Consider the following 26,802-nt stretch of genomic DNA (forward strand, 5'->3'; position numbering starts at 1 on the left):
CCCACCCCGGAACTCGGTGATGAGGTCATGGGCCTTCCCTGAAGTCGATGTCACCTCAGAGATTACCCAATGGCGTGGGTCACATCCGCGTGGTCGGCGCCATCGGCCGGGCTTGCGCGCGTCTCAGCGAACGGTCACCACTGTGTGCGCCGCCGCATCGGAAAGGATCTTGTAGATGTTGAAGATCGGCCGGTGGCTTTCGAATTGGGTGTCGTACGGGACACGCATCGTCGCGACGAGGTCGGCGAAACGGTGGTCCACCAGGTCGCGATAGCGCGGCAGCAGTTCGGTGGTCACGTAGCGCCAGCGTTGATCGAACACCGACCAGTCCCAGTTCGCGATCGGTGTCGTGATGGTCAGCGTCGTCCCGTTGGCGAGGCGGGTGGTGTGGACGAACGGAATGAAGTCGCGCAGCGCGGGTACGCCGGCCACCGACGGAGACCCGACCAGGGTCATCGCGTAGGTCAGTGCAGCGCCGACCCCGTCGGCCTTGCGGTAGTTGCGTACGTCGTCGAATTGCCAACCGACGACGTCGAACTGCTCACGATGCAGCAGGGTCGCATTGCCCGCGGCCACCCGGTCGGGATCCCCGGAGGCGATGCCCTGCCACGCGGTGGCGACGGCGTCGTCGATGATCCCGGCTCGGCGGAATTCGTCGATGCCACGCAGTCCGTCGCGGACGAAGGCGACGTGCTGGGGCATGAGGTCGGTGAAGATGGCCTTCTGCATCACCAGCACCCGCTCGGCGAACCAGGTCAGGTCGGCGGGGGTGATCTTGTCGGCGTGATAGGCCAAGGTCTGTAAACCCTTGGGGAACACACTGATCAATCCCGTGCCGGCGACCGAGGTCGCCGTCTCGATGATCCGCGCGGCGAGTGGTTGCAGGCCGCGGATCGCGTAGATGTCGCCGGCGAGCACGACATCGGCGATACCGCCGCCGAAGTCGGCGCCGACCAGTCCGGCCATACCGGCCCATTGCAGGTTCCGGTGGGCGATCTGGAAGTTCTCGTAGTAGCGATAGGACTTGATCATGTCGGCGCGGGTGGCCGCGAATCCCTTGGCGGGATCCCATCCGGCCAAGTCGATTCCGGCCTCGGTGGTCGCCTGTACCAAGCGATACTGGAACAGCAGAGCCGCATAGCGGTGGGCATCGAGACCGGACGCACGGGCCTCGGTGACCAACTCGGAGAGCCTGCCGAGATCGGTGGGCAGCGCGCGGTTGACACCTCCGCCGTAGTGGTCGGCGTACCGATTGGTCAGTGGCAGATCGAGATACGGGTCGAGGTCGGCGGCGCGGGCAGGTCCGGCCACCACCGCGGACCCGACCAGCGCGCAGGCCAGTGCCAGGAGCAGGATCAGCCGACGCAGCGGGAATCCAGCCCCCTTCGGGTGCCCGACCCTTTGCATGCAGTCGATCTCCGTGGGTTCGGCGTTCGTGGGTTCGGCGTTCATGAGTTCAATTCCGTGGCCAGCCAGTCGACGGTGTGCATGCCGAACAGCTCGGTACCCCACTTGTAGATGTTGGTGACGAAAACGTCCATGCCGCAGTTCATTCCGTAGTACTGGGCGTCGGCGCCCTGCCGTGCGTAGCGGGTCACCAGGTTCTTGGAGTCGGCGGCGGGGATCAGGGACATGAATGAGTTGTCGGCGTTGCAGGCCGAGACCAGCACCTTGCCGCGCGGGCGATCCCCGTGGCCGAGGGTGTTGTCGCGGTAGACATGCGCGAACTCGGGGATGTCGGCGGGAGCTTGTCCGCTGGTGAACAGGGTCTTCAGCGGGACCAGCGGCGGCATACCGAAATATGCCATCTGACAAGACTTCCGGTAGACATCGGCAAGTGCGCGGCCGGCCGGGTTCAGTTTCGCGTCCAACGCCATCTCGGGGTACTGCGCCTCCAGACCGAGCAGCGTGGCGAAGACGAATCCGGTGCCGAGCCGACCGTCGGCGAATCTGATGAAGTTCTTCTGGTCGACCGCCATACCCTCGAGCATCGTTGCCTTGAGATTGATCTCGGGTGCGTAGCGCGCGACGTTCTCGGCGGCGAAGCCGGCGCCGACCCCGCCTCCGGCGACGCCGAAGATCCCCACCGGATTGCGCGGATTCAGCGCGGCCGGGCCGACCCGGTACGCCGCACGGACACCGTCGAGTAGCGCGTGGCCTGCGAACTTTCCGGCGAAGACGCCGTGCGGTGACGGGTCGGCGTCATTGCCGATATCGGAGATCACCACGGCAAGTCCGCGCTGGAACATCAGTGCCAACGGCCCGAGCGCCGACCACGCCGACGCCTCGCCGAGCGCGCCACCGCTCCACTGGGTCGACGGATGGCATTTCGCACCGACCGAATCGTTGGCCTCCTGGTAGGCGACCACCGAACGCGAACCGTTGGGCTTGCCGTCCTCGGGGATCATGACGACGCCGGTCGAGATCACCTTGCGTCCCCGAACGTTCTCGGTGACATACATGATCTTGTAGGCGGCCACGTGCGCAGGCTTGACCCCGGCGAACAACACGTCGAAACGCTTGGCCTTCAACAAGGTTCCGGGCTTGACGTCCTGCGAGATCGACGGCTCGACATAGAAGGGATCGTCGGCGGCCAGACCTTCGAAGTCTTCCTGCCCGGTCGCGAGGCGTCCGTCGCGGAAGGTGCCGAGCACATAGCCGCCGAAGATCGTCCCCAGTCCCGGCGGGGTCAGCGGCACCGCACCCGAGTACGTCGGCGGCTCGTCCGCCGCGGCAGCGCCCGGCAGCTGGACCCACGCCACGAGCACCAGGACCACGAGACCGACGATGACGCCCGCTCGTCCCCTACTGCCACTTCTCGCCACCCCGGCACGTGACCGCATGCGGGCCCACCCTTCTCGCTCACCGAATCACCCGCGTCACCGCGGGTGTGACCCGCCGCCAAAGCGGTGGCGCGAACTTACCTGAGAGTAATCTGAGGTGCAATCGGCGCCGGCTTGCCGATTCGCTGCAAATAGCCAGTTCAGGGTGATTTCTTGTCAGATTTGCTCATACTCGGAGACGTCGAACGTGATGAGACGCACACTTGTATTCGTCTCAACGAACTCTTCTCGGGCACCCCGCTCAAGCGGTGGGGTCCCAGAGACCGACTGCGTCTCCGGTGCGCAGGTGCTCCCGGTACACGTCGGCCTTCCAGTCGATGATGTCGCGGGCATCCCGTAGGGCGCGGATCTGCCGGTCGACCCGGCGTCGCTGTCCCTCGAGAATCTCCAGCCGTTCGGCTTCGTTGCCCGAACCTTCGCGCACGAGCGCGGCGAAGCGCCGGAGATCTGCCAGGGGCATGCCGGACTCACGCAGGCGGGTGCAGATGCGTAGCCAGTCGATGTCGACCTCGCGGTAGCGGCGCCGTCCACCGGATGTTCGCTCGATCGGACCGATGAGCAGATCCTCGCGCTCGTAGAACCGGAGTGCGTGGACGCTCATGCCGACCGCGTCGGCAACCTCGCCGATCGAATATGACGCCTCCGCATCGTCGACCATCGCGCCTCCAGCTCTTGACCTAGAGAGAACTCTAGCTTCTAGGTTCGGGTCATGAGCATCGTCCACCAGTACCCTCTCTCGACCGGATTCAATACTGCGAGCACCACATCGGAGGTGATGAGCGGCATCGATCTGGAGGGACGAACCGCACTCGTCACCGGCGGCTACTCCGGACTCGGCTTGGAGACCACCAACGCATTGGCCGCTGCGGGCGCCCACGTCATCGTCCCGGCGCGACGGGGACGAATCGCACGCTCGATGCTCGACCACCTCCCACGCGTCACAGTCCTCGACGACGTCGACCTCGGAGATCTGCACCGGGTTTCCCAAGCGGCAGACCACCTTCTCGCCGAGCTGGACTCGATCGACCTCGTTTTCGCCTGTGCGGGCGTGATGGCGACGCCGCGTCGGCCGGTTGGCCCGGGGTGGGATTATCAGTTGGCGGTCAACCACTTCGGACACTTCATGATGCTGACCCGCCTCTACCCACTACTCGCCAGGCGTGGTGCACGGGTGGTCGCCTACTCCTCGGCAGGCCACCATCTGTCCGACATCCGTTGGCACGACCTACATCTGCGCGCCGGCTACGACAAGTGGGTCTCGTACGGCCAATCCAAAACAGCCAACGTACTTTTCGCTGTTGCTCTTGACGAGATCGGCCGCGGCGAGGGCGTCCGCGCCTTTGCCGTGCACCCGGGCAAGATCATCACCGGTTTGCAGCGCGAGTTGTCCTCTGCCGAACAAACAACACTGGGCTGGACCGACGCGTCCGGCAACGTCGTGGGCCACGACTTCAAGACACCCTCCCAGGGAGCCGCGACCGGATTGTGGGCGGCCACCTCCGCCGCACTCGACGATCGCGGCGGACTGTATCTCGAGGATTGCACGGTGGCCGCACCCGCCGAACCCGACGGCGAGATGGACGACGGAGGGGTCCAGCCCTATGCCGTCGATCCCGTCGCTGCCGAGCGGTTGTGGACACTGACCGCGGCGATCACCGCATGCGATGTCAACCCACTCCGGAGACAACAAAACCGCCCGTGACCAGGCGGTTTGCGGTGCCCCCAGTAGGGCTCGAACCTACGACCTGCGGATTAAAAGTCCGTAGCTCTACCAACTGAGCTATAGGGGCGTTACCCTCGGCGCCGAGGGCGGAAGCGAGTTTACCTCGCGCCGAACGGGTCGCGGACAGGCGGTGTCCGCTTCGCGTGTCGAACCCAAGAAAACACCTTTGACGTGGCGATTTGTGTTTTCCGCGCGCGGTGTCCTAATCTGAGTCGGCTCCCAACGGAGCCCTCCCGAACGGAAACCGGCCCCCTTCGTCTAGCGGCCTAGGACGCCGCCCTTTCAAGGCGGTAGCGCGGGTTCGAATCCCGTAGGGGGTACGCTGTTCGCCTCGGTGAACAGATAACTGAACAAGGCCCTGTGGCGCAGTTGGTTAGCGCGCCGCCCTGTCACGGCGGAGGTCGCGGGTTCGAGTCCCGTCAGGGTCGCCAAAGGTCTCGGTGTTCGTACCGAACCTTCCGGCCAGGTAGCTCAGTTGGTACGAGCGTCCGCCTGAAAAGCGGAAGGTCGCCGGTTCGATCCCGGCCCTGGCCACCATTGCCTGTTCACACAGGTCAGAGGCTGTATTACATGCTGTCGTCTGACTCAGTTTTCTTAGTTCTTATGTCGTCGGGGTGGGCCACTGGTGGGCCATCCCCGTTGTACTTGCTCGCTATCTGGCCCAGACGGGCGTTCAGCGCGTCAGCTACTTGATCGAGTTCGTCATCGTACAAATCGGCGTATGTGTGTGCCGTGACCGTGATGCTTGCGTGGCCCATCGCCACTTGCAGTAGTCGAAGATCGGCGCCCGCGGCGCGGGCTAGGCTCGCGTATGTGTGCCGCAAATCGTGCACTCGTAGGTCCGGATACCCCAGCTGGGTGACCTGCTCTCGCCATCGTACCGCGCGCACCCAATTTTCCCGGCTCAGTCGCGCCCCTTGCGGCGAGGTTACGGCGGGCGCGTGGCGAGGGCGGCCGCTGATGCGGTCCCGGAGCGTCGAAATCAAAGTTTCGGGGATCGGTACGGTTCGGGTGCCCGCGCGGCTCTTCGTTTTGCCGTCTACGAGTTTCCCGCCGACTTGGGTCATGGATCGACGCACGTTGATACGACGTCGAGCGAGGTTGACGTCGGCGATGTTGAGCCCGGTGAGTTCGCCCCACCGCAAGCCGGTGTAGGCCAGGATTCGCACAATGTCCCCCTGAGTGCCGCACAGCTGGGCAAGCACCTCGACCTCTTCGTGAGTGAGATACAGGTGGTCGGCCTGGTCCAGGGGTGGGAACCTCGTCAGCTCAGCGGGGTTCTTCATAATCCAGCCCTCCGTTCGGGCATGAGCCAGGGTCATTCGCAGCAGCGAGTGACGCCAGCGTTTTGTGCGGGGCGAGCATCCCATCTCATTGATCCACTGCTGAATCGAGTCGCGATCGACTTTGGTGACCGGCCAGCCACCAAATCTCGGCTCGACATGCAGGCGCCAGTTGTCCTCGTACCCGCGTTTCACCTTCGCTGTGACATCTTGGCGAGTCGCCAGCCAGGACCGGTAGGCGTGGCCCACGGTGATGGACGCGCCGAGCCGTGGATCGTAGATGAGGCCGCGAGATCGAGCGCTGATCACTTCCGCCTCAAATGTTTTCGCTTCACGCTCGGTCTGGAATGTTCTGCGACGTTTGCGGCGGTCCGGTAGTCGCCACTCGACCATCCACCGGGTTTCGCCGGTACTGGTTGTCCGTTTCTCGATGCTCATCGGCGCGGCGATCCTATGCCCGTTTCCGGTCGCTCGGATTGACCACCCGGCAGGACTCCAGCCAGGCGATGACGTCGGATCGGAGCCAGCGGCGAGCGCCGGGGCCGAGTTGCACGTGTGGTGGGCCTGGTGCGTCCAGTCCGGCGTCACGACGTTTCGCCCACTCATGCAGGGTGTTGGCGCTGATGGTTGCCAACTGTGACGTCTGGCGGGCCGTCAGCAGCTCGGACTGCTCGAATTCTTCCATGTCGATCACTTCTCCTGGTTTGAAACTGTTTGTGTGCGTTGCTTTCCGAATCCCGATGGCGGATCGTGTGCCGGGACCGTGGGCCGGATTTGTCAAGGGCGCTCCGCGTCGCTGCGCGATGGCCTGCGGCCACCCTGGACAAGGCCCCCACTCCCGGCGGGCGGGCTGCTATCGGGATGCGGGCAGATGTGGATACGGGTCAACTCCGGGATTCGGCTCGGGGAGAGGACGGCGCAGTGGGGCGGTAGCCATCCCTAGCCGAACAAGGTCGGCCGGATCGGCGTACCAGGAGCGAGCGATCTGCAGCGGTCCTGTTTCGGGGGCCAGAATTACCATGCCGGGGCGCTGCGGCAGCTTCTGCGGATCCGGTTCCCCTGGCTCGGGCATCCGGCCCAGAGCCGCCCGCACCGCTTCAGCAGTACTCAGCCGCCCCACCAGCCGCATGGCCGCCTTGTCACGGATCACTGACGGCAGGCTGTCCGTCGTCGGCTTTTGGGTGGCCGTGACCGTGATCAACCCTGCAGACCTGCCCCTGTTGTAGAGGTCGGCGATCAGGGCGGTCAGCTCGGACTCGGCCGCTTTGTCTTCCTTGGTTTTCGCGCCCGTCAAAAAAACTTGCGCCTCGTCGATCACGAGCACCAGGAGGGGGGTATCAGCGGTCGGCGGGGTGTGCCAGAAGCTGGTCGGCGGAGCCTGCCCGCACGCTCCTTCTGCTCGCCAATCATTCAGCGCCGCTCGATATTTGGCGGTCCTCCGGTTCAGCTCATCCCGATAGGGTGTCAGGGCTTCCAGCGCGGCCAGGCGGTCCGTGGTCGGCAGATAGACTTGGGCGCGCGGCTCCAACCAGACATAATCGGCCCCAGCTTTTCCGTCAATGACGACCAACTGGACGGCGGGGTGCTGAGCCCATCCGGCGAGCATCGCGTTGATGGTGTAAGTCTTTCCGCCACCCGATTCCGCACCGAAGACGATCCCGTTGCGGTCTTTCAGCGGAAGAATTGCGGCTGTCCCGTCCTCGTTGCGGCCCAGCAGGATTCTTGTCAGATCCTCGGGAGCGATCGGTGGTATCCCGCCTCCCACCGTGTCCGCGAGCGGGTCTGTCGTGACGATGACGAGCCACATGACTCCTGCGAGTCGGTCTGATTCGTTGTGCCGCAGTCGCACTGCCGGGACGCGCAGGCGCGCTGCGAGCAGATCGAGGTGTGGTTCGAGGTTCGCTGGACCCCACGCGGCGTCGATCGCCACGGCCACTCCCTGCGGCGCGGGCTGCAGAGCCAGAATCGCGGGCGTCTCGGTGGTGGGTACTGCTGAGGATGCCACCGCCCCCAGGATGGCGCCGGTGCGGCCGCCGAGGATCAGCCGCGGGCCCAGACCTGCAGCAGCCGAGAATATTCCCGCGGCCGGTGTGTTGCGGACGAGCCCAATTTCCTGTGCGAAGCACGTCCACACCGCGGTCAGTTGTTCAGAATCGAAGGTCATTGTCCGCTCCGCCCGGCTCCACCGCTGGTGGACCCTGGTGACGATCACGCCACATCGTCCGAGCCGCATCGCTGGCCTGGGCTCCGCGGTAAATCGCTGCCGTCAGCAGCCACACCGGGATAAACCCGACCGCCGCCATGAAGAGGGTTCCGAGCCAGGCGGCGATGCCGAAGCTGATGCTGTCGCCGATCAGGAAGACCACTCCGATAATTGCGGCAGCAAGAAGGGCGACAGCCCAGTACGACCAGCGGATGAGGGATACTGTTCGGCGGCGTCGCGCCCATACGTCCGCGTTGGTCACTACAGGCGGGCGAGGCGTTGCGGTTTCATAGTTGAGGCGTGGCCCTCGATAGACGTACTGCGGGGGCGCGCTATTCGGCGCCGCAGCACTAGGGTCGTGCTCTTTTGTGTGGTGGGGATCGGATTGCGCTTCGTGTGGGTCATTCATGGCAGCTGTCCTGTCGTAGTGTGTTGCTCCACTGCGGGTTTACGCCGAGCGCCACGAGTCGCTCTCTAATCCACGCATGGGGAGCAGCCTGTTCGATGGCCAGCTGTAGGAGTCGATGGTCCATACGGCGTGGCAGACCATCTGCCTCCCATGCCAGCCGGATGGTCGAGTAATCCGGGGTCGGATACGGCTGCGATACCACCGGCTCAATAGGGCGGGCGCCGGACCGGGTCCACAGACCCGTCGAGTGGTCGGCGGACGTGCACACCATCCGCCGAGCTCCTGTGAACGCCAAGGCCACAATCGAATTCGCCGCCAGGAGTTCGGATGCTCGAACATCTCGCTGCTCTGTCGAGCTTGCCCAGGCCAGAGTGGCCTCGATCAAAGAGCCGCGCACGCCGTCGAGGAGCCGGACGGCAAACCCGGCGCACAGCTCATGCGAGGGGTCGGTGATGAGAAGTGCAGCGTACGGAGGAGACTCCGGGCTGGCGGCTGATCCGCAGCCCCGAGCCTGGTAGGCGGTGTGCGCCGCTGACACCAAAGCCGCGGTGTCAGTCGGGTCCGTCGACCAGCGTGCGCGGTATCCGGCGACCGGCGAGTCGATGTGCATCACCTCACCCCTTCTGATTCCGGGACCGGCAGACCCAGGTCATAGACGTATCGTCCCGAGGGAACAGCGCGGCCGATGATGATGTCCCGGACAGTTCGTGCGGTCACTCCGGAGGCGACAGCCATGGTCGAGCCGAGTTGCGGGAATGAGGAGCCGATCCGGAGGGCAGCCCACAGGTCCTTCGAGCAATGCCGGCGAAACAGTTTCGTGAGGACTTCCCCCTCAGTCTGAGCGTCGTCGACGAGGCCGTGAAATGGGAATTTTGCGTCTTGGTCGAATCTTTCCACGTCGAGCAGCACGCGTTCATCCCCGAGGTCTGTGGCCATCACCACCGGCACACCGAGGCGGCGAGCCGTCCAACGCATCATCCACTTGGTCGCGATGCAGTCAACCTCGTCCACGACAACACTTGCCTGACAGAAGACTTCGACGTTCAGGCCGTCAGTGGCGTCGCGGACATCGACGGTTACCTCAGGATTGAACGCCCCAAGATATTGGGCCATGACCGTCGTTTTCGGTTGTCCAACATCGCTATTGACGGCAACGGGGTGCCGATTCAGGTTAGTGAGGGCGATGTCATCGCCATCCGAGATGCGCAGGGTCCCCACCCCGACCATCGCCAGTTGCTGCGCGATCGAGGCACCCACACCCATGCCTGCGATCGACACCACCGCGCCCGCGAGGCGCTGCTGCTCCGCTGGGGTGATCAGCGCCCGTTGCCGGTCATAACGCGAGGGTGAGCGGTCCATCTCGACTGCCACTACGATCGCCTGCACGTTCACCCATTCACGGGTCTCAGCGACAGTGAGATGCCGCTCCGCGGCGATGTGCGCCAACGCTTCCCCAGCCGTCCACCCCAACACGCCCAGGACCTGCTCCGCCGACTGGCCGAGGTCGGCTTCATCGTCGCTTGCCGCATCGACAACGAGTGCGGTGACGAGTTGCTCCCCAGTGGACCAGGCGAAGAACCCAGATCGATCCCACCCATGGGTGAGCACAAGCACGGCACGGTGCTGAATGTCCTTCTCCCTCATAGTGTTCCTCCGTTCCACTGTGCGAGTTGAGCGATCACGGCGGCTGGCAGGTCGGTTGAGTACAGGTACTGCACCCACGCGAGATGCGCTGCATGAATCATCTGGAGGAACGTCATCACGCACCCGCCTTGTCAGTGGCCTTGGCAGGACCTCGCGTTGCCGAAACGATGCCCGGCACTTCGAACCACAAACCGGCGCCACCATTCGCCGTGCTCCATACGTTGGCGATCACTGGACCGGTGACCCTCAACGGTTCAAAGTCCTCGAAGTTTGAGACAGGACCGTACACCGTGAATTTCGCCGTCGACTTATCTTCCGAGCCAGCAACTTTCACAATGACGTCGACCTCTACACCGGCGACACCATCGCGGACCTTCGGCGTCTCCCGCCGTTCCCCATTGACATTCTCGCGACGCATAGCGGGGCGCTGAGACCCAAAGAATAGCTCCATGCGCGACATATCCACGGGTACAGACTCCAGCTTGCTGATAGCCACTGCTACCTCCCTATCTGTGGTATCGACCGGACTGGCCGACATACCTAGAGTGACACATCGGTCTGACATGCCGTGCGTGAAACTTGTTGTCGCACTTGACATACACACCGAACTGGGTGGTAGCCTGCCTATAATTACCTGCAGCGATAGCACGTCCCCATGCAGAAAGAACCGATCATTGTGTGACGGATATCACATAGAGTGGGTGTGGGGTAACCGTTCCGCGCACGCGAAGTCGCTCAGCCGAACCCACGCGCCGAAGGGCGGGTTTCAAATTCGGCCGGACCCACAATTCTGTCAACGGCGCAGCAGACGAGTACGGGGCAGGACCCACAGACACAGCTAGACCCCCTTATCCACAGGTGTGGGGGGGTCTGCGTTGATGACTTTACGGACGGCGCCACGCCGATGCAAGATCAATCACGACATCGGTGACCGCAGGCGCGGGCGAGTCCTTCGATGAGGTCGCCGGTTGGGGCGCGGGCGCCCGACTCGATCGCGGCGATGACCGACTGTGTCGTGCCCATGCGGCGGGCAAGTTCGGTTTGGGTGAGTCCCGCTGTTTCCCGGGCGCGGTAGACGGTTTCGGCAAGTTCCATCGCGAGACCGGCCGCGGCGTGGGCCTCGTCAAACACCGCCCGCTCGTCGGGACTCAGGTCAGCCACAATCTTGGCGCGGCGCTGCTGGTAGTCACTCATGAGCGCTCTCCTTTGGTGTCGTCGGAGAACGTTGCGTGCTCGCTAAGCGTCTCGACGTTCATTGTTGCGACGCGGATGTCGACGGGGAGATGCAGCCGAGTGGACACCTCAGAGCTATCTTCAGGTCTCACAAGAAAAGCCCCGCCAATCCCTACACGGGGACAGCGGGGGGCTATGAAGCCCAATATATCAGACGTTTCCACACGGAGTCTCAACTGTTGACTCGGACGCTAGTCCGAGGAGCCCGACTCCCTGGGCGTAATTGTCGCTCGCGCAGTCGGCCAGGATCAGCAGTCCACTGGTGACAAAAATCCTGGTCAAGCTCTGCGAGAACCGCACTTTTCGACATCAATAAACCCCCACTGGCCACCGAACGTCGCTGGCGTATCGTGCGGGCTGCGTTGATGTCAGCGTGCAAGATCTTTCCGCAAAAAAGGCACTTGAATCTGTTCTGCTGCAGTCGGTTACGTGCGTCAACGTATCCGCAGCCGCTGCATTGGCGGGACGTATAGGCGGAGTTCACGTGGGTGACTGCGATCCCGGTATCAGCAGGCAGTGATCTTAGCTTCGAAGCCCAGGCACCGCGGCCCGCGCGGCTCAGAAGCCGATTCATCTGACGCGACAGGCCTGGTGATCGGAAATCCAGGTCTTCGACGGCGATTTCGGTCAGATCAGGGTCAGATGCGAGGACGTTGATGACCCGGCCGACCTCATTCCGGACGTAGCCACGGATTCGACTCAGTAGGCGGCGATAGCGACGGGAGTCACGTGGCCGCAGGCCCTGACGGCGAAGGGCGGCACCAAGCTCGGTCAGCTCGCGGTCACGCACAGCCAGCCAGTCATAAAACTTTCGCCCCAGCAGCCGCCCATCGCTCGTCGCCGCCAATGTGCGGAGCCCCCAATCCACTCCCAAGGTGTACCCGCTGTCGGAGTCCCGTGGGGGTGTGGCGGGACGATGCTTCACCACACGAAATAGGACGGACCCGGCGTCAGGCACGGTGATCTGCATGAAGTTCGCGCGAGCCCCTGATGCTGCCGCTTCATATCGGTTGCCGCCCAAGGGGATAGGTATCGGAGTGCCCTGGCCTGGGGGGCGGCTGATGCGCGCCCACAGTGCGTGCGGGGAGTCGGGGGCTGCGTCCTCCACTACGACGCTGGTGCCCAGCAGCATGGTCGAGCACCGCGAGAAATTTGGCAGCGGCAGCGTCGACCGCATGAGCGTTCTCACGATCGGGGCGAGGACGTCGTCGTTCCACCACTCATGCGCGAGGTTTGCGCGGTACAGGGCGCGACGAGTCTCGTCCGAGAGTCCGGGGAGGGATGAGATCATCGGCTTGACAGCCGCGGTCATCTGCTCCTGCCAGGCCCGCAGGGTCGAATTGACCTGATTGACAACATCTTTCCACTGACGTTGGGACAAATAGCCCGGCATCGACTTGGTGTCGATGTACCCCAGACGCTCACCAGCGCGCATCCGCCGGACCTGAATCAGCTGCGTGTGGACGAGGCCGCGCCGCCACCACGGTAGGACCTGTCGAATTGCCTCGATCTTGCCCGAATTCGCATGTGAGGGAAGCACATACGATCGTGTGCACTTACCCACGGATGATCCGCTGCACGGTCGACGGCGAGAGGTTTGTCATCTCAGCGATGCTGTAGCTCGACTCGAAGGCTGCGACCTCTGTGATGAGCTCGTCGCGGCGAACCGAAGCGGAGCTGTGATCCTCCGAGGCCTCTATCAGCTCGGTCCGCAGATCGTCACGCAGGGCCTCTCGATGCTCGGCGAGGGCCTCGTGCGCCCCTTCCCACCACACGGCGGTCGTGGCGAGCAGATCGGCATGGGTAGCCTCAGCAATCTCGCGTAGCTCCTCGTCAGTGGTTGCAGCCTCGACCAGCCCATCGACGGGCATATCGGCATCCGACCACAGGGCCACGTCACCATCAAAACTGTCTGCAGCACGGCCAATTTCGAACACCGCGGCCTGCGCCTCAGAGGTGAGATGACGCTCATCCTCATCATCCCACGACACACCATCGACAATCACCTGCAGGTCGCGGGCGATGCTTGAAAGAAAACTGTGCACCGTTGAGGTAGTTGCAGACGAGAGGCGCCACGAATAACCCTCGAACGCCGGGTCTTTGGCTGGATCATCGAAGTAGACATCCACATCATCCTCTTCGAGGTCCAGCGCCACATAGATGGGCGCCAATCCGTCGTGACGCACCACGATGTACGCATCAGCCGAAGTCGGCACTTCCGGCAAGACCATTGTCGTATCCATAGGCCGAACTTAGCGCATCACTCTGACGCATCGCAAGGAGTGGATCTATGAAATCGACTGTGCCACAACCTTACACACAGTGTGCAAAGTTGCGGTGCGGCTAGATGAGAGCACATTGCCCCTGTCCGAGCCGGTGCCTACAGTTATTACAGATATCCGCTAAAGACCTATCGGAGACGAACGAACTGATGAGTGTTTGGGACGACATCATGGACACCCCGGCCGACGCCGCGAACATGCGCATACGGGCCGCACTGCTGCGTGCCGTCCGCGAACACATCGACACCTTCGGCTGGTCACAAACCACCGCCGCCACAACCCTCGGCATCACACAACCACGAGTCGCCGAACTCATGAACGGACACATCTCCAAATTCAGCCTCGACACCCTCGTCACCCTCGCCGACCAAGTCGGCGTGCATGTCACGGTCGAGGCTGACGCGCTGGCTGGCGATGCGGCAATGTCACCCAGCGAAGCCGCCAAGCTCCTCAAGATGAGCCGCCCACACCTACTGACATTCATGAACCGCGGACTACTCCCCTACACCCTCCGAGGGACAGAGCGCCGCATCCGAGTGTCAGACCTCCTGACCTTCATGGATGGCCGCGAGAAGGGTGCCGCGCTCGTCGCCGACGCCCTCGGTGACGACCGACCCGCAGATAACGCACGAGAGGTCCCTACGAGCCTGCGGGCGACCGAGGACGGACTCGGACTGACTGACATCCTCAGCGAGATACGAGAGGAACGCGCGCTCATCGACGCCAACCGAGCAAAACTAGACCCCCACGCCGACGCGCAGCTCCCATGGCACACCGAGCAGCGGCCTGATCAATAAAGGAACCCCCTCACGGCGAAGCCGGTGTACGGGTGGCCAACGTGAGGGGGAATACGGAAGCCAGGCTACCCCACAGGACGCGCATTCGATCGGTCATCTCGGATAACCTGCACCATCGCCCCCTACTCACCATCACGTCCGTAGCAACGACTCCTCATACTCCCATAACCCGATCGAGGCCTCGTCCAGTCGCAGCTCGACCCCCAGCGACATACACTGCTGCACAACCTGATCCAGACCGTCCTGCTCGACAGAGGCCGCCAAATGCTCCGTGGTGACCCCGCGTCGCGCCAGAGTCCGCACATCCCGAGCGGTCACGACCGCTACCACCACAGCCTGCTCAGGCTCAGACTCCGCGAGCGCGTCATCCTCGACGTCCGCTACCTCCAGCTTGAGCAGGCGACTCAAACCAACCCGGCCGGTACGTGGGTCGCTCCGAGACATGGTGACCTGACGTCGCCCCGAGGAGAACTTCTCCCACTCCCGCCAGCGCGCCACAGTCCACGCCAGCGACTGTCGCAGCACCTCACTGCTCTCGATTCCGAGTGTGGCATCGGCGTCAGCCGCGCTTTGGAGCTCCCCGATCGCCCCCAGCAGACCGAAAGGTGTGTATCCACCCTGTGACCCTTTGCCCGTGTGGGCGAGTGCCTCGAGGGCCAATCGGCGGCCGTCTGTCAGTTGGGCAGCGCTGCGTGCGCCGCTCTTAGTCAGATACTCTGCGAGAGAAGGATTCTCGCGCATCGCGCGTTCGATATCGCCATCCAACGCTGCAACGTTGTCAATGCGCATCGCCCGGATATCGACCCCGTGCTCCCATCCCGCGTCGAAGCCGTCACGCCGGAGGCCCGCTGTCCACCGCTCGAACAGCCGCGACTTCAACCCTGCCAATCGTGATGCAGACGGCGCGGCCCCATCAATGAAGTACAGGACGTGATAGTGGGGATGCCACCCATTTTCCCAGGTCAACGTGCACTCGGTGGTGCGGTGGTAACCGCGGATACGGTACTCGGCTTGATCGGATTGCCATGCTCGCCCGGACACTACACGGCGCTGCGCGGTCTGCAGCGCCCCCCACACGTCGGCCAGGGCGTCGGATCGCTGATGGCTGACCGTGAACGTCGCCAGTATCACCGAGTTACCGGCGGCGACCCATCGCGCGATCCCACGTCCGAGGTCCATCGCTCGCTGGACCGCGATGCGATGGGCGCACACCGGGCACACCCACACCGAACCACAGGTGGACACACCCGCGACCGAGCACGATCCACTCGGTGCCTGCCTAATCGCGACACCGTGGGGGAACGGGCGGCCACACTGGCGGACCCGATCCAGACGCGTCACCGAACGGGCGACCTCGCGTGCGGTCCCCCGCTCTCGTCGGGCGTCAGCACGTGCCGCCACCCGGCGTCTCTCTGCGCCTGAGTCGCGCTGACGTTTGCGCTGGTCACGCGTGCTGCGGAAACGTTGTCCGCGTGTATTACCCAGGCCGTGGTCACCAGGCGGCGGGGCCTGGCCGGCGGCGGCTTCGCCGCCCCCTACGCTGCGCGCGCCTCGTCCCTCGCCGTGCTCGCTGCGGGGCTGCGCGCCGGCCTGACCGGCCCCACCGCCCTGCGACTCGTCGAGGTCCGGCCACAGGGCAGTTTGCCCTCGACGGGACCTGCGGTCCGCGGATACACTCGTGGACAGAGTTGTTGATGGCATTGCGACTCCCACGCCCCCGGCCAGCGCGAACTGGTGCGGGGGCTTCTTTTCGGGAGTCAGACGACAACGAGGTGGGCCTCTAGTGGGCCAAAGGTCTGGTCACAGCGAACGCAACACGCTCGATGTGCTCAGTGTGGCCGAGCCGACCAGCGAAAACAGTGGAAACAGTGGAACCTAACCGCCTGAAAAGCGGAAGGTCGCCGGTTCGATCCCGGCCCTGGCCACCTGGAAAACCACCTCTCGAAGGTGGTTTTCTTTGTTTTCGGGTGCAGAGCGAGCATGAACTCCATGCGATCTCCGACGTGTCCGACAGTGTCCGCCACGACGAATCATGTTGTGCCGAAATCACTTTTCGTCCGAGGTTGCCGGTGGCACCCGATCGCGTCGGCAGGAAACACACAGCCAGGATCGCTACTCTGCCGCGTATGACCCGGCTGCGGTGGGCGATTCCGGCGGCGGTGCTGCCCTTCTTGTTCGTCGCCGCATGCGGTGGGGCGGCAGCCACATCCGACCCACGGCCGGTCACCACCCGCTTCGTCACGTTGCCCGACAGCGACGGCGGACATCCGGTCCCCTTTACCCCGACGACCGACCACACGTATCGGCCGGGCGTCACGATCGTCGACGCGACGGCATCCGGTCCAGCGTCGCAATGCACCCTCGGCTGGCCGGTCACCTCGTCGACGGGCAGCCGCGGCGACCTGACGGCCGGGCATTGCGTAAGCGGCCTGGGTCAACCCACGTGGCTGTACACCGATTCGTCCGAAACGGGCCGCCTGCCCCTCAGCCCCTACGAACTACACGAGGACGACAGCCTGGCCGACGGCACCATGCTCGACGCCGCGGCCGCATTCCTACCGCCGACTGCGACTGCAGCACAATGGGTCACCCCCATCGACGGTCACCCGATCGCCGGCGTCATGACACCCCGGGAAGCGGCCACACTGCCTCGGGGAACACCGGTCTGCATGGCCGGCGCACGCGCGGGCCTGACGTGCGGTCCGCTCCTCGACGCCAACACGCGAAGCCTCCACTGGGGTGGGTATGCCGTCGTCGGCGACTCGGGATCAGCGGTGTTCGTCGTGAACCCCGACCAGAGCGTGTGCGCGGTCGGCATCCTGCACGACGGCCCCGCTGACCGCGACAACACGATCGCCTACGTCGAGCCCGCACTCCAGAAATGGAATCTGACGATTCCGGTCACCGCGCCACACCGATTGTCGCCGTGCTGAATTCCATCCGAAAAAACTTTCGACAACCTCTTGCCAACCCGACAAACCCGGCATACACTCGAACACAACGACACACAAACAGGTGTTCGCTATCCCGGGGGGGCGAGAAATGATGGTCGACACCGCGTTACCCGACGTGTCTGGTTTGTCGACCACCCAGAAACTCGCCCTCGCCCACCGCTTGGTTGATTCGCTGGCGTCGGATGATTTGACCGGCCTGTCCAACGACGACCTGGTCGCGGTCGCTCAATCCACCGAGCAGTTGATCACCCGGGTCACCGTTCAGGGGGATCGGCAGATCGTCGAATTCTCCGACCGCCATCTGGCCCGCGAGTACGGGTTCGGGTCGATCACCGACGCCATGATCGGCTTACTCCGTGTGTCGGAACCGTGGCGGCGGTGGAAACAACTGAAAGCGACCGCCACCTTCCACACCTTCACCGGTGAGGTCGCCGCCCCCAAATATCCAGCACTGGCCGAAGCGATGGCGTCCGGGGCGGCCGGCTCCTCCCACGCCGCGGTGGTGATCGACGTGCTCGACCGTATCCCGGCGGCAGTGCCGTTCGACGAGAAAATGTCGGCCGACGCCACGATGGCCCGCTACGCGCGCACCCACACCCCCTCCGATCTCCGGATTTTGGGGGCACGGGTGTTGGCGCACCTCGACCCCGACGGCCAACTAACCGACGATGCGGATCGGCAACGCCACCGCCAGATCCGCATCGGCCGTCAAGACGCCCAAAAAATGAGTGGCCTGTCCGGGCAGATGACCCCGACTCTCACCGCGCACCTCGAAGCGGTGTTGGCGATGTGGGCGGCCCCAGGAATGAACAATCCCGGAGATCCGGAGTCCCCGACCGGGAGTCGTGAGGATGCTGATCCCGATGCGTTGGCGGCTGCTGCGGCCCGCGATCACCGTGATCAAGTGCAACGCAACCATGACGCCCTGGAAGCAGTCCTGCGCGCCGGACTGGATGTCGGTCTCGGCCCCCAATCCCATCGCGGCCTACCGCCGCATCTGATCATCAAAGCCACCCTGTCGGAGTTGATTGCGCAGACCGGGATGGGAGTCACGGCGACCGGCACCCTGCTCCCGATCACCGATGTCATCGCACTCGCCGCTCAGTGCCAGCCGTGGTTGGCGGTGTTCGACGACCACACCAGTCTGCCCCTGTATTTGGGGCGGGCGCGGTTGGCGAGTCAAGGCCAGCGGATCGCGTTGTTCGCCAAAGACGGTGGTGAATACTGCTCGTTTCCCGGCTGTACTCAGCCCGCCGCCCATGTCGAAATCCATCACGCCACCAAAGACCATGCGAAAGGTGGGCTCACCAACATCGGTGACCTCGCCCCCGCCTGCGGCAAACACAACCGGATGGTCGGCGACGGCCCCGGACAGTACACGACCGGGATTTATCGGGACGGGCCGTGGGCTGGACGGTGCTGGTGGCGCAAGAACACCCCGGTCGGGGCAGCCGAACCGAACCCGAAACGCACCAACGCGCTCCCCGACGTCGGGGTCACTTTTCGCGCCACCCTCGACAAAGTACGCGCCGACCTGCACCCACCACCCGACCCACTACAGCGTGATGCCGATACCGATCTCGCCGAGCGCGACGACCGGGGATCGATGCTGCCCACCGACCGAATCCGCCGCAGCCGAGTCCCTATCGGGCACGGGTACTACGACCTCGTTGAGATCTTCACCCCCGACCCTGGCCCGGACTCGCCGATCGAAACCCGACTCGCCCACCTACTCGGTGACCGCGGACTCTAGACCCGGGGCGTGCACCCGGTCCGGGTCGGAACCAGCAGCGGCGCAACAGGTCTCGAGGCTCGTCGCTAACGCTCCTCGACACCTCGACCACCGAAAGAACGGCTCGTCGCTAACGCGTCGCTAACGCGTCGCTAACGCTCCTCGGCACCTCGACCATCGGGAGAAGGGGAACGCCACTAACGCTCCTCGACACCTCGACCACCGGGACGAAAGATCCGCCGGGCTGCTCGACCACCGGAAATTGGCGCCCAACGGCTCAGCGGAAGCGCTCGCGTAACTCCGGGTTGTTCTCCCACCACAGTCCTGACGGTTGGTCGGACTCGGTCTCCGCTGCCGTCGATCGGGTGGACTCGCGTTCGGCCGCATCGAGTTCGGCGTCGGCGATCTCGGCCCGCCGACTCTCATCGGTGCGGAATCGGTCGAAGAGCACGAGGAGGAACGGCAGACCGATGACGTCGCCGAGCACCCAGAACACACCGGCCCCGATAGTTTGATCGGTCCGCAGCGACGGCCCCCACGTGCGGTGCAGCGCTTCGTAATACGAGGCGGCGAGGAGTCCGCCCTGCCACATCACCACGCCCAGGATGCCGTCGCCGAGTGTCTCGCCCAGGGTGACGAGCAGCGACAGGGATTGCGGATAGCGCCGAGGCACCGGGTCGATCTGCAGCCGCGCGTAGAAGTATCCGAAGCCGCAGAGCACGAGCAACACTCGGGTCACGGTGTCGACGGTGTCGGATCGCAACATCGCCGGATACCACCCGGTGAGATAGATCAGCCACGGCGTCACGATGACGCCGGCCGAGGTCACCGCCGGTGACGCGATCACCCGCGCCGCCCGCGTTCCCAGCCAACGATCGATCACGCTGCGTGCCGCGGGCCACGACTCGCGGGCAACCGTCACCGGCATCCCGAGCGCGAGGCAGAACGGCACCACCATCAGCACCAGCACAACCTGCAGCGCTCGCACCCAGAACAACGTGTCGGAGTACACGCCGACAAACCCGCACGCGCTGATCAGCCACACCGCCACGCCGACCAGAAACGGAACCGCCCGCCGCCATGGCAGCGTCGACCTGCGCATGGCCACCACATACGCCACCGCGATCAACACCACGACGACAGATGTGGGCACATCGACTCGCCACGACGACACCACGGTGTGCAGCGTCAAGGGAGCGAGGGCATCGGCCACAACCCGCGAGTATGCACCCGCGACAAATCGTTAATCGACTCGTAAAGGCCATTCGGACACCGCAGTCACCTAGTCTGGGCAGATCAGTGCCCTCCGGGCGGGCACCGTCGAGGAGGCCGAGCATGGGCAAGAAGAAGCACAAGAAGCACTCCTCGAACCACGACGGTCACGACGAGCACGTGACGACCGAACCCATGACGACCGAGCCCATGAAGAACAAGGAATTCCGCAAGCTCGTCAAACCCCTGCACGTCGAGCTCGTGGCCATGCAGGAATGGGTGCGCACCACCGGAGCCAAGGTGTGCATCGTCTTCGAGGGCCGCGACACCGCAGGCAAGGGCGGCGTGATCAAGTCGATCACCGAGCGGGTCAGCCCCCGGGTCTTCCGGGTCGTCGCACTGCCCGCACCCACCGAGCGCGAGAAATCGCAGATGTACATCCAGCGCTACGTCCCGCACCTACCTGCCGCGGGCGAGGTCGTCATCTTCGATCGCAGCTGGTACAACCGCGCCGGGGTCGAGCGGGTCATGGGCTTCTGCACCGAGGAGCAGACAAAGCAGTTCCTCACCGAGGCCCCCGAGTACGAGCGGTCGATCGTCGCCTCCGGGGTCATCCTGCTCAAGTACTGGCTCGAGGTCAGCGAGGGTCAGCAGACACTGCGACTCCAGAGCCGTATCGACGATCCACGCAAGTATTGGAAGCTGTCGCCGATGGACCTCAAGTCGTACACGCGCTGGGACGACTACACCCGTGCGCGCGACGACATGTTCCGCTTCACCGACACCGGCTGGGCACCGTGGTACGTCGCGAACACCGACGACAAGAAACGCGGTCGTCTCAACGTCATCCGCCACATCCTCGACCAGATTCCCTACACCCCGCTCGACCGCCCCGACGTGGAACTCCCCAAGCGGAAGGCGACCGGTTACGAGGGACCCGACCTGCCGCTCCGGCGCATCCCCACGCTGTATTGACCTCTCGTCATGACGCCGCTGGTCGTCACCGACCCCCACGCGTGGTCAACTGGGAGGATGACGTGGGTCGAGCGCGAGGTCCTGAGTAATCGGCTGTCAGCCTTCGACCGGCGAGCCGCCACCACGCCCGGCAAGGCCGCGGCCGTGGCGATCGTCGTCGTCGACCGCAATAGCAGCAACACCGACGACGCCGACACCAACGAACGCGAGCAGGGCATCTGGCTCCTGCGCCGACCGATGAGTATGCGCCGCCACGCCGCCCAGTTCGCACTGCCCGGCGGCCGACTCGATCCCGGCGAGGATCAGACCACCGCGGCGCTGCGTGAGCTGCACGAGGAGATGGGCGTGGCCCTGTCCCCCGACGACGTCATCGGCATGCTCGACGACTATCCGACCAGATCCGGGTACGTGATCACACCCGTCGTGTGCTGGGCGCCGCACGCCCCCGAACCGTCACCCAACCCCGACGAGGTCTCGGTCTGGTTCTTCATCCCGCTCGACGACCTCCTCGTCACACCTCGGTTCATCACCATCCCGGAGTCGGCGCGACCGGTCATCCAGATGCCGATTCCGGGACTGCATCGCGATCCCGACGACCACTCACCGAGTGGACGGACAGCGCTGGTGCACGCGCCCACCGCCGCGGTGCTCTATCAGTTCGCCGAGGTCGCGCTGCGTGGCCGTGACACCCGTGTCGACGAGTACGAGCAGCCGGTTTTCGCCTGGTCATAGAAGCTCGCGAAAAAACTTCGGCATTCGGGAATGAAATCGGACCGTGGTCCGGTTATGCTCGGTAATGGGCCGGAACGACCCAGCGACCTCACCGGTCATCGATACGACAGTCATCGACCCCCGGACACCCCGGAACAAGGAGCATCCCATGAGCACCCCCACCGTCACCGCGCCGATCGCCGCAGGCACCTGGACCATCGATCCCGTCCACTCGACCGTCGGCTTCTCCGTCAAGCACCTCATGGTGAGCAAGGTTCGCGGCAAGTTCGACACCTTCAGCGGCACCATCACCGTCGCCGAGGACGGAACGCCGTCGGTGCAGGCCGAGATCGACGTCACCTCGATCACCACCGGCAACGAGCAGCGCGACGGCCACATCAAGTCCGCCGACTTCTTCGACGCCGAGACCTACCCGAAGGCCACCTTCACCTCGACCGCGGTGCGCCCCGCCGGCGACGACTACGTACTCACCGGCGACTTCACCCTGCACGGCGTGACCAAGTCGGTCGATCTCAAGCTCGAGTTCAACGGCGTCAACCCGGGTATGGGTAACGGCCCGGTGGCCGGCTTCGAGGCCACCACCGTGTTGAACCGCAAGGACTTCGGCATCGATATCGAGATGCCGCTCGAGGGTGGCGGCGTCGTCGTCGGCGACAAGGTCACCATCACCCTGGAGATCGAGGCCGGCCAGGGCGCCTGACCCCCCCCTTCTCACAGGGATCACGCTGACCCGATCGATCGACGGGTCAGCGCAGACCGGGACCGATACCGCAAACCCCGTGTGCGGTATCGGTCCCGTTGTCGTAGTGCCGAATAGGCGATGCGCCGGGCGGCGTGATGTCGCCACGTGCGATGGGCGGGCGTCAGCGCTCGCGGTAGCGCCCCGACGAACCCAGTTCTCGGGCATAGAAATTCAGGCCGGGCCGGTTGCACAGCATGCCGAGGGCAACCAGCGCGAGCAGGACTACGACGAGTGCGATCATGATCGGCCTCCACAGGGAAATGACGGACCGTCTGCAGTTCTCGACGGATTTCGGTGTACACATGTTCTCTCAGATAGGTGGAGAACGGAAGACCTGCGACGGCGAGATCACGTATCCGATTGGGGCGTGGCCCTGTTCACACCGGTACCGCGTGCACCGCCACAGCACATCTGTGCAATGACAGCCTCTCAACCCCACCGCGCCGCGTGCGAGAAGGCGCTACGTCAGGGCACGACGATGCGCGGGGAGTCCGGGTCCCCCGCACGAACCACCGCGTCGACGGCGTCGAGGAACTCCGGCACGAACTTGTCCGCGCCGAGCACACAGCACGCGTGCCCGCCGTCGACGTCGAAACGTCGGGCTCCCGGGATACCGTCGACCAGCAACTGCTGACGTTCGGGTTCGACGACCTTGTCCCGGACCGAGACCACCACCGACGTCGGCACGTCGATCTCGGCAAGCCAGTCCCGAGAGTCGAAGCGCCCCAGTCCTTCCCCGAAGTCACCGGTGTGCGACAACGGAGTCGAGAGGAACTGACGCATACCCCACAGGGCGGTGTGCGAGGTGGGCTTGTCCAACGTCGCGTCCGACGGCCGGGGGATGATGCGATAGACGGGCTTGAGCAGTCGCCCGGTCTTGTTGGCCTGCTCGCGCAAGTGCGGATCACGGGTGCTGAAATACGGCCCGGTCGAGCACAGGACCAACCCCGCGACCCGATCGTGATGGCGACGCCACACGAGTTGCGAGATGCCACCGCCCATCGAGAAACCCGCGGTCACGAACCGACCGACCCCGAGGACGTCGGCGAGCGCGACGACGTCATCGGCGCAGTCGAGCAGGTCGAAGGTGCCCGACCGGATGCCGCGGCCATGCCAACGATGATCGAGGGTGATGACCCGATAGCGCTGATTGAGTTCGGGGATCACCGGATACCAGCACAGCAGTCCGGTGGTCATCACCGAATGCTGCAGGATGATCGCCGGCGCGTCGGCCGGGCCGGAGTCGGTGACGAAAGTGCTACCGCGCCCGGGCAATTCCACCATCGTCCCGCTCGGCAGGTCACGCACCGGCAGATAGGACGGGCCGGGAAGCGACAGACCTCGGGAGATCCGATCCAGAACTGCAGCACTCACCGCTACGACGTTACGCGAGATTCCTCCGATTCGGCTGTGCGTCGACGGCCGCAACCGGGTACCCGCCACACACTCAGCGCAGGGTGAACAGGTGCTCCTGGCGGGAGCGTCCGTCGACGGTCAGGGCCAGCGCGTCCGACACCCGCTGGTGGTCGTATTCGGTCCAGCGCTCGGTGCGCTGGCGCTGATACTCCGACCACGAGCCGACGACGAACTGCTCGACGTAGTCGTCGGAATCCTCGCCGTTGCGATACAGATGCCAGTTTCGTGCACCCGTGCGGCGCCGGGACAGTGCCACACCCGCCATCGCGTCGACGAACTCGTCGTGGTGTTCGGCGTCGACCCGGTAGGTGGCGACCACCCGCACCGGACCGTCGTCGGGGGCCGGCTCGAAAACCAGCATGGGCTCCGGCCAGGCGGTCGACAACGTCCGATCGAGGGTGCCGGTCTCGGCGTGAATCGGCAGCACCGCCACGGCCAGCGCCGCCAGGATCAACGCGAGCGCCGCGATGAGCAGCGCCCACCGCACCGTCAGCAGCCCGCCGAGCGCACCCCACACCAGCGATCCGATTCCCTGTGACCCCATGAACACCAGGAGGTAGGCGGCCATCCCCCGGGCACGGACCCAGGCGGGCAGGGTCAATTGCATCTCGGCGTTCAGCGTCGACAGCGTGGCGATCCACGCAACCCCGGCCGGGACGAACACGATCAACGCGACCACCGTGGACCCGAGCGCGGCCGCAACGGTACCGACCGCGAAGACAACAGCGGACGAGGCAAGGATCACGTTGGGCGACAAATGATCACGCATCCAGGGCAGTCCGAGGACACCGAGGATCGCACCGCAGCCGAGGACACCGAGGACCACACCGTAGCCGGTGGAACCGAAATGGAAGGAGTTGCTGACGACCAGCGGGAGCAACGCCCACAGCGCCGACGCCGGGAACGCGAACAACGCCGAGCGCACGAGGATCCGACGCACGATCGGTGCAGCGGCGACGTAACGCAACCCGACAACCATCGACGTACCGAGATGCTCGGGCTCCATCGTCGAGGTATCGCCCGGCCGCCGCCATCTCAGCAGCGCGACGACAACGGCCAGGTAGGAGACCGCGTTGATCGCGAAGACCACCCCGGCGCCGCCGACGGTGAACAGCACGCCGGCCAGAGCCGGTCCGACGGCCCGCGCGACATTGATCGACATGCTGCCCAGGGATGCGGCGTCGGCGATCTGCTCGCGCGGCACGATCTCCGGATTGACCGCCTGAAACGCCGGCGCCGACAACGCCGAACCCGCACCCAGCAAGAACGTCAGGACCAACAGCATGCCCGGGTCGAGCAGGTCGACGGCGGCCAGGACGGCCATGACCCCGGCGACGACGGTCGCGTACGCGCTCATCACCACCAGCAACCACTTGCGGTTCAGCACGTCGGCGAGCACCCCGGCGACCAGCGACAACAGCAGGGTCGGGAGGAGACTCGCGGTCTGGACGAGCGAGATCACCGTCGGCCCGGCGTGCTGGTCGACGAGGAACCACTGAGCGCCGACGGTCTGCATCCACAGCCCGATGTTGGACACCATCTGGGCGATGAACAGATTGCGGAACACCCGATTCCGCAACGGCGCCATACCCGAGGCCATCGCCACCCCCGCTCTGTCGCCGACCCGACGCCCACCGTACCGACTCACAGTGCGATCCTGGTCACATGATGGGGATCGACCGACCGAAGATCGAGGGCTCGGTGGCGGTGGAGGGGGGACGACGCCGGATCGGGTTCGCCGAGTTCGGGTCGGCGACCGGCCGCGCCGTCATCTGGTTGCACGGCACGCCCGGCGCACGCCGCCAGATTCCGACCGAGGCCCGCGCCTACGCCGCCGAGCACGACATCCGGCTCATCGGGCTCGACCGCCCCGGCGTCGGCAGTTCCACCGCCCACCGGTACCGATGTGTGGCGGAATTCCCCGGCGACCTCGAGCCGGTTCTGGAGGCTCTCGGCATCGACCGGTTCGCGGTGATCGGCATGTCCGGCGGCGGACCGTACGCATTGGCGACCGCACACGCGCTGCCCGATCGCGTCATGGTGGCCGGGATCGTCGGCGGAGTCGCACCCACCGTGGGCCCCGACGCCATCGGCGGCGGCGCGATGGCCCTGGGTTCGCTGCTGGCCCCGGCCGTCCGGGTCGCCGGTGCACCCCTGGGCAAGATCCTCAGTTCGGCGCTCGGGGTGGCCGCGCCCATCGCGAATCCGGCGATCCGCCTCTACGGCCGGTTCTCGCCTCGCGCCGACCGAGAGTTGCTCGCCCGCCCCGAGTTCCGGGCGATGTTCCTCGACGACCTGCTGCACGGCGGCAGCCGTCGCATGGAGGCACCGTTCGCCGACGTCGTTGCCTTCGCCCAGGATTGGGGATTCCGCGTCGGCGACGTCACCACGCCGGTGCGCTGGTGGCATGGCGACCACGACCACATCATCCCGTATTCCCATGGCATACACATGGTCTCGCTGCTACCCGACGCCAAGCTCTTCGAGTTGCCCGGCGAAAGCCACCTCAGCGCACTGGGGATGTCGACGCAGATCCTCGCCGAGCTGCTCTCGGTGTGGGACGACGCCGAACGCACCCCGATGATGCCCGCCGGACCACTGATCGAGCCCTGATCCGCCGGC

Annotated in this window: 25 protein-coding genes and 5 tRNA genes; 13 read left to right on the forward strand and 17 right to left on the reverse strand. The window is 64.9% G+C overall.

The features are described from left to right. Positions 1 to 123 precede the first annotated feature (123 nt). The 3 genes from AC5ZH6_RS21405 to AC5ZH6_RS21415 all read right to left on the reverse strand — a co-directional run bounded on the left by AC5ZH6_RS21405 (position 124) and on the right by AC5ZH6_RS21415 (position 3,501). A complete protein-coding gene (locus AC5ZH6_RS21405) occupies positions 124 to 1,452 on the reverse strand; it encodes a hypothetical protein (RefSeq protein WP_265076946.1) in 1,329 nt (442 codons plus the stop codon). After that, entirely contained in the window at positions 1,449 to 2,843 is a 1,395-nt protein-coding gene (locus AC5ZH6_RS21410; RefSeq protein WP_288336869.1) for a lipase family protein, read from the reverse strand. Before AC5ZH6_RS21410 ends, AC5ZH6_RS21405 begins: the two co-directional genes overlap by 4 nt. Positions 2,844 to 3,084: 241 nt before the next feature. Beyond that, positions 3,085 to 3,501 carry a MerR family transcriptional regulator gene (locus AC5ZH6_RS21415; protein ID WP_288336867.1) on the reverse strand — a complete coding sequence of 139 codons (417 nt, stop codon included), beginning with the start codon at positions 3,499 to 3,501 and terminating at the stop codon, positions 3,085 to 3,087. 51 nt (positions 3,502 to 3,552) lie between these two features. Here AC5ZH6_RS21415 and AC5ZH6_RS21420 point away from each other — a divergent pair, with 51 nt between their 5' ends. Further along, positions 3,553 to 4,545 (forward strand): oxidoreductase, encoded by a 993-nt coding sequence (locus AC5ZH6_RS21420; RefSeq protein WP_014361301.1) that lies wholly within the window; start codon positions 3,553 to 3,555, stop codon positions 4,543 to 4,545. 15 nt (positions 4,546 to 4,560) lie between these two features. Here AC5ZH6_RS21420 and AC5ZH6_RS21425 read toward each other — a convergent pair. Continuing rightward, positions 4,561 to 4,633, reverse strand: a tRNA-Lys gene (locus AC5ZH6_RS21425). 180 nt (positions 4,634 to 4,813) lie between these two features. On the opposite strand from AC5ZH6_RS21425, the gene AC5ZH6_RS21430 reads away from it, so the two are divergent. From AC5ZH6_RS21430 to AC5ZH6_RS21440, 3 genes are all read left to right on the forward strand, one after another. Further along, positions 4,814 to 4,886, forward strand: a tRNA-Glu gene (locus tag AC5ZH6_RS21430). Between the two features lie 34 nt (positions 4,887 to 4,920). Then, positions 4,921 to 4,997: transfer RNA gene (locus tag AC5ZH6_RS21435), tRNA-Asp, on the forward strand. Between the two features lie 29 nt (positions 4,998 to 5,026). Beyond that, a tRNA-Phe gene (locus tag AC5ZH6_RS21440) sits at positions 5,027 to 5,103 on the forward strand. A 29-nt stretch (positions 5,104 to 5,132) separates the two neighbouring features. Here the strand turns inward: AC5ZH6_RS21440 and AC5ZH6_RS21445 are convergent. The 9 genes from AC5ZH6_RS21445 to AC5ZH6_RS21485 all read right to left on the reverse strand — a co-directional run bounded on the left by AC5ZH6_RS21445 (position 5,133) and on the right by AC5ZH6_RS21485 (position 13,569). Next, the gene (locus tag AC5ZH6_RS21445; protein WP_043456700.1) at positions 5,133 to 6,287 is read right to left on the reverse strand and encodes a tyrosine-type recombinase/integrase; all 1,155 of its coding nucleotides are present in this window, start codon (positions 6,285 to 6,287) and stop codon (positions 5,133 to 5,135) included. Between the two features lie 13 nt (positions 6,288 to 6,300). Further along, positions 6,301 to 6,543 carry a helix-turn-helix transcriptional regulator gene (locus AC5ZH6_RS21450; RefSeq protein WP_014361302.1) on the reverse strand — a complete coding sequence of 81 codons (243 nt, stop codon included), beginning with the start codon at positions 6,541 to 6,543 and terminating at the stop codon, positions 6,301 to 6,303. Positions 6,544 to 6,702: 159 nt separating this feature from the next. Beyond that, complete coding sequence (locus AC5ZH6_RS21455; RefSeq protein ID WP_496167798.1) at positions 6,703 to 8,013, reverse strand: hypothetical protein; 1,311 nt, start codon at positions 8,011 to 8,013, stop codon at positions 6,703 to 6,705. After that, positions 7,997 to 8,314 (reverse strand): hypothetical protein, encoded by a 318-nt coding sequence (locus AC5ZH6_RS21460; RefSeq protein ID WP_148275507.1) that lies wholly within the window; start codon positions 8,312 to 8,314, stop codon positions 7,997 to 7,999. Before AC5ZH6_RS21460 ends, AC5ZH6_RS21455 begins: the two co-directional genes overlap by 17 nt. Positions 8,315 to 9,070: 756 nt before the next feature. Then, positions 9,071 to 10,105, reverse strand: a complete 1,035-nt coding sequence (locus AC5ZH6_RS21465; RefSeq protein ID WP_043456707.1) for a ThiF family adenylyltransferase — start codon at positions 10,103 to 10,105, stop codon at positions 9,071 to 9,073. A 115-nt stretch (positions 10,106 to 10,220) separates the two neighbouring features. After that, positions 10,221 to 10,601 carry a hypothetical protein gene (locus tag AC5ZH6_RS21470; RefSeq protein ID WP_158512643.1) on the reverse strand — a complete coding sequence of 127 codons (381 nt, stop codon included), beginning with the start codon at positions 10,599 to 10,601 and terminating at the stop codon, positions 10,221 to 10,223. Between the two features lie 416 nt (positions 10,602 to 11,017). Next, complete coding sequence (locus AC5ZH6_RS21475; RefSeq protein WP_014361305.1) at positions 11,018 to 11,299, reverse strand: helix-turn-helix domain-containing protein; 282 nt, start codon at positions 11,297 to 11,299, stop codon at positions 11,018 to 11,020. A gap of 211 nt (positions 11,300 to 11,510) precedes the next feature. Then, positions 11,511 to 12,773, reverse strand: coding sequence for a zinc ribbon domain-containing protein (locus AC5ZH6_RS21480; RefSeq protein WP_148275508.1), 1,263 nt, complete (start codon positions 12,771 to 12,773; stop codon positions 11,511 to 11,513). A 121-nt stretch (positions 12,774 to 12,894) separates the two neighbouring features. Next, positions 12,895 to 13,569, reverse strand: a complete 675-nt coding sequence (locus AC5ZH6_RS21485) for a hypothetical protein (protein ID WP_014361307.1) — start codon at positions 13,567 to 13,569, stop codon at positions 12,895 to 12,897. Positions 13,570 to 13,769: 200 nt separating this feature from the next. Here AC5ZH6_RS21485 and AC5ZH6_RS21490 point away from each other — a divergent pair, with 200 nt between their 5' ends. Further along, positions 13,770 to 14,417 carry an XRE family transcriptional regulator gene (locus AC5ZH6_RS21490; protein ID WP_014361308.1) on the forward strand — a complete coding sequence of 216 codons (648 nt, stop codon included), beginning with the start codon at positions 13,770 to 13,772 and terminating at the stop codon, positions 14,415 to 14,417. Between the two features lie 132 nt (positions 14,418 to 14,549). On the opposite strand, the gene AC5ZH6_RS21495 is transcribed toward AC5ZH6_RS21490, so the two are convergent. Further along, positions 14,550 to 15,818 (reverse strand): protein rep, encoded by a 1,269-nt coding sequence (locus AC5ZH6_RS21495; protein ID WP_238534755.1) that lies wholly within the window; start codon positions 15,816 to 15,818, stop codon positions 14,550 to 14,552. An 87-nt stretch (positions 15,819 to 15,905) separates the two neighbouring features. Between AC5ZH6_RS21495 and AC5ZH6_RS21500 the strand changes: the two genes are divergently transcribed. The 4 genes from AC5ZH6_RS21500 to AC5ZH6_RS21515 all read left to right on the forward strand — a co-directional run bounded on the left by AC5ZH6_RS21500 (position 15,906) and on the right by AC5ZH6_RS21515 (position 19,124). Further along, complete coding sequence (locus tag AC5ZH6_RS21500; RefSeq protein WP_148275510.1) at positions 15,906 to 16,112, forward strand: hypothetical protein; 207 nt, start codon at positions 15,906 to 15,908, stop codon at positions 16,110 to 16,112. 163 nt (positions 16,113 to 16,275) lie between these two features. Beyond that, positions 16,276 to 16,342: transfer RNA gene (locus AC5ZH6_RS21505), tRNA-Phe, on the forward strand. Between the two features lie 201 nt (positions 16,343 to 16,543). Next, positions 16,544 to 17,350, forward strand: coding sequence for a chymotrypsin family serine protease (locus tag AC5ZH6_RS21510; protein WP_043456715.1), 807 nt, complete (start codon positions 16,544 to 16,546; stop codon positions 17,348 to 17,350). 112 nt (positions 17,351 to 17,462) lie between these two features. Continuing rightward, complete coding sequence (locus AC5ZH6_RS21515; RefSeq protein WP_026919894.1) at positions 17,463 to 19,124, forward strand: HNH endonuclease signature motif containing protein; 1,662 nt, start codon at positions 17,463 to 17,465, stop codon at positions 19,122 to 19,124. A 256-nt stretch (positions 19,125 to 19,380) separates the two neighbouring features. Here AC5ZH6_RS21515 and AC5ZH6_RS21520 read toward each other — a convergent pair whose 3' ends face one another. After that, complete coding sequence (locus AC5ZH6_RS21520) at positions 19,381 to 20,316, reverse strand: cytochrome c oxidase assembly protein (protein WP_006368183.1); 936 nt, start codon at positions 20,314 to 20,316, stop codon at positions 19,381 to 19,383. Between the two features lie 122 nt (positions 20,317 to 20,438). On the opposite strand from AC5ZH6_RS21520, the gene ppk2 reads away from it, so the two are divergent. From ppk2 to AC5ZH6_RS21535, 3 genes are all read left to right on the forward strand, one after another. Then, a complete protein-coding gene (gene ppk2 / locus AC5ZH6_RS21525; RefSeq protein ID WP_006368182.1) occupies positions 20,439 to 21,290 on the forward strand; it encodes a polyphosphate kinase 2 in 852 nt (283 codons plus the stop codon). Positions 21,291 to 21,347: 57 nt separating this feature from the next. Continuing rightward, positions 21,348 to 22,022 carry an NUDIX hydrolase gene (locus AC5ZH6_RS21530; RefSeq protein ID WP_014361312.1) on the forward strand — a complete coding sequence of 225 codons (675 nt, stop codon included), beginning with the start codon at positions 21,348 to 21,350 and terminating at the stop codon, positions 22,020 to 22,022. 148 nt (positions 22,023 to 22,170) lie between these two features. After that, positions 22,171 to 22,722, forward strand: coding sequence for a YceI family protein (locus AC5ZH6_RS21535; RefSeq protein ID WP_006368180.1), 552 nt, complete (start codon positions 22,171 to 22,173; stop codon positions 22,720 to 22,722). Positions 22,723 to 23,229: 507 nt separating this feature from the next. Here the strand turns inward: AC5ZH6_RS21535 and AC5ZH6_RS21540 are convergent. Both AC5ZH6_RS21540 and AC5ZH6_RS21545 read right to left on the reverse strand, forming a co-directional pair. Then, positions 23,230 to 24,138 (reverse strand): alpha/beta fold hydrolase, encoded by a 909-nt coding sequence (locus AC5ZH6_RS21540; protein ID WP_006368178.1) that lies wholly within the window; start codon positions 24,136 to 24,138, stop codon positions 23,230 to 23,232. Positions 24,139 to 24,211: 73 nt separating this feature from the next. Next, a complete protein-coding gene (locus tag AC5ZH6_RS21545; protein ID WP_006368177.1) occupies positions 24,212 to 25,780 on the reverse strand; it encodes an MFS transporter in 1,569 nt (522 codons plus the stop codon). A gap of 65 nt (positions 25,781 to 25,845) precedes the next feature. On the opposite strand from AC5ZH6_RS21545, the gene AC5ZH6_RS21550 reads away from it, so the two are divergent. Further along, positions 25,846 to 26,793, forward strand: a complete 948-nt coding sequence (locus AC5ZH6_RS21550; RefSeq protein ID WP_006368176.1) for an alpha/beta fold hydrolase — start codon at positions 25,846 to 25,848, stop codon at positions 26,791 to 26,793. Positions 26,794 to 26,802 lie beyond the last annotated feature (9 nt).

Source organism: Gordonia sp. YC-XJ4, from assembly GCF_059511865.1.

Coding starts and splice junctions, on each gene's coding strand:
- AC5ZH6_RS21405 (WP_265076946.1), bottom strand. CDS start 1,452: ATGAACGCCGAACCCACGAACGCCGAACCCACGGAGATCGACTGCATG.
- AC5ZH6_RS21410 (WP_288336869.1), bottom strand. CDS start 2,843: ATGCGGTCACGTGCCGGGGTGGCGAGAAGTGGCAGTAGGGGACGAGCG.
- AC5ZH6_RS21415 (WP_288336867.1), bottom strand. CDS start 3,501: ATGGTCGACGATGCGGAGGCGTCATATTCGATCGGCGAGGTTGCCGAC.
- AC5ZH6_RS21420 (WP_014361301.1), top strand. CDS start 3,553: ATGAGCATCGTCCACCAGTACCCTCTCTCGACCGGATTCAATACTGCG.
- AC5ZH6_RS21445 (WP_043456700.1), bottom strand. CDS start 6,287: ATGAGCATCGAGAAACGGACAACCAGTACCGGCGAAACCCGGTGGATG.
- AC5ZH6_RS21455 (WP_496167798.1), bottom strand. CDS start 8,013: ATGACCTTCGATTCTGAACAACTGACCGCGGTGTGGACGTGCTTCGCA.
- AC5ZH6_RS21465 (WP_043456707.1), bottom strand. CDS start 10,105: ATGAGGGAGAAGGACATTCAGCACCGTGCCGTGCTTGTGCTCACCCAT.
- AC5ZH6_RS21475 (WP_014361305.1), bottom strand. CDS start 11,299: ATGAGTGACTACCAGCAGCGCCGCGCCAAGATTGTGGCTGACCTGAGT.
- AC5ZH6_RS21480 (WP_148275508.1), bottom strand. CDS start 12,773: ATGCGCGCTGGTGAGCGTCTGGGGTACATCGACACCAAGTCGATGCCG.
- AC5ZH6_RS21485 (WP_014361307.1), bottom strand. CDS start 13,569: ATGGTCTTGCCGGAAGTGCCGACTTCGGCTGATGCGTACATCGTGGTG.
- AC5ZH6_RS21490 (WP_014361308.1), top strand. CDS start 13,770: ATGAGTGTTTGGGACGACATCATGGACACCCCGGCCGACGCCGCGAAC.
- AC5ZH6_RS21510 (WP_043456715.1), top strand. CDS start 16,544: ATGACCCGGCTGCGGTGGGCGATTCCGGCGGCGGTGCTGCCCTTCTTG.
- AC5ZH6_RS21515 (WP_026919894.1), top strand. CDS start 17,463: ATGGTCGACACCGCGTTACCCGACGTGTCTGGTTTGTCGACCACCCAG.
- ppk2 (WP_006368182.1), top strand. CDS start 20,439: ATGGGCAAGAAGAAGCACAAGAAGCACTCCTCGAACCACGACGGTCAC.
- AC5ZH6_RS21530 (WP_014361312.1), top strand. CDS start 21,348: ATGACGTGGGTCGAGCGCGAGGTCCTGAGTAATCGGCTGTCAGCCTTC.
- AC5ZH6_RS21535 (WP_006368180.1), top strand. CDS start 22,171: ATGAGCACCCCCACCGTCACCGCGCCGATCGCCGCAGGCACCTGGACC.
- AC5ZH6_RS21545 (WP_006368177.1), bottom strand. CDS start 25,780: ATGGCCTCGGGTATGGCGCCGTTGCGGAATCGGGTGTTCCGCAATCTG.
- AC5ZH6_RS21550 (WP_006368176.1), top strand. CDS start 25,846: ATGATGGGGATCGACCGACCGAAGATCGAGGGCTCGGTGGCGGTGGAG.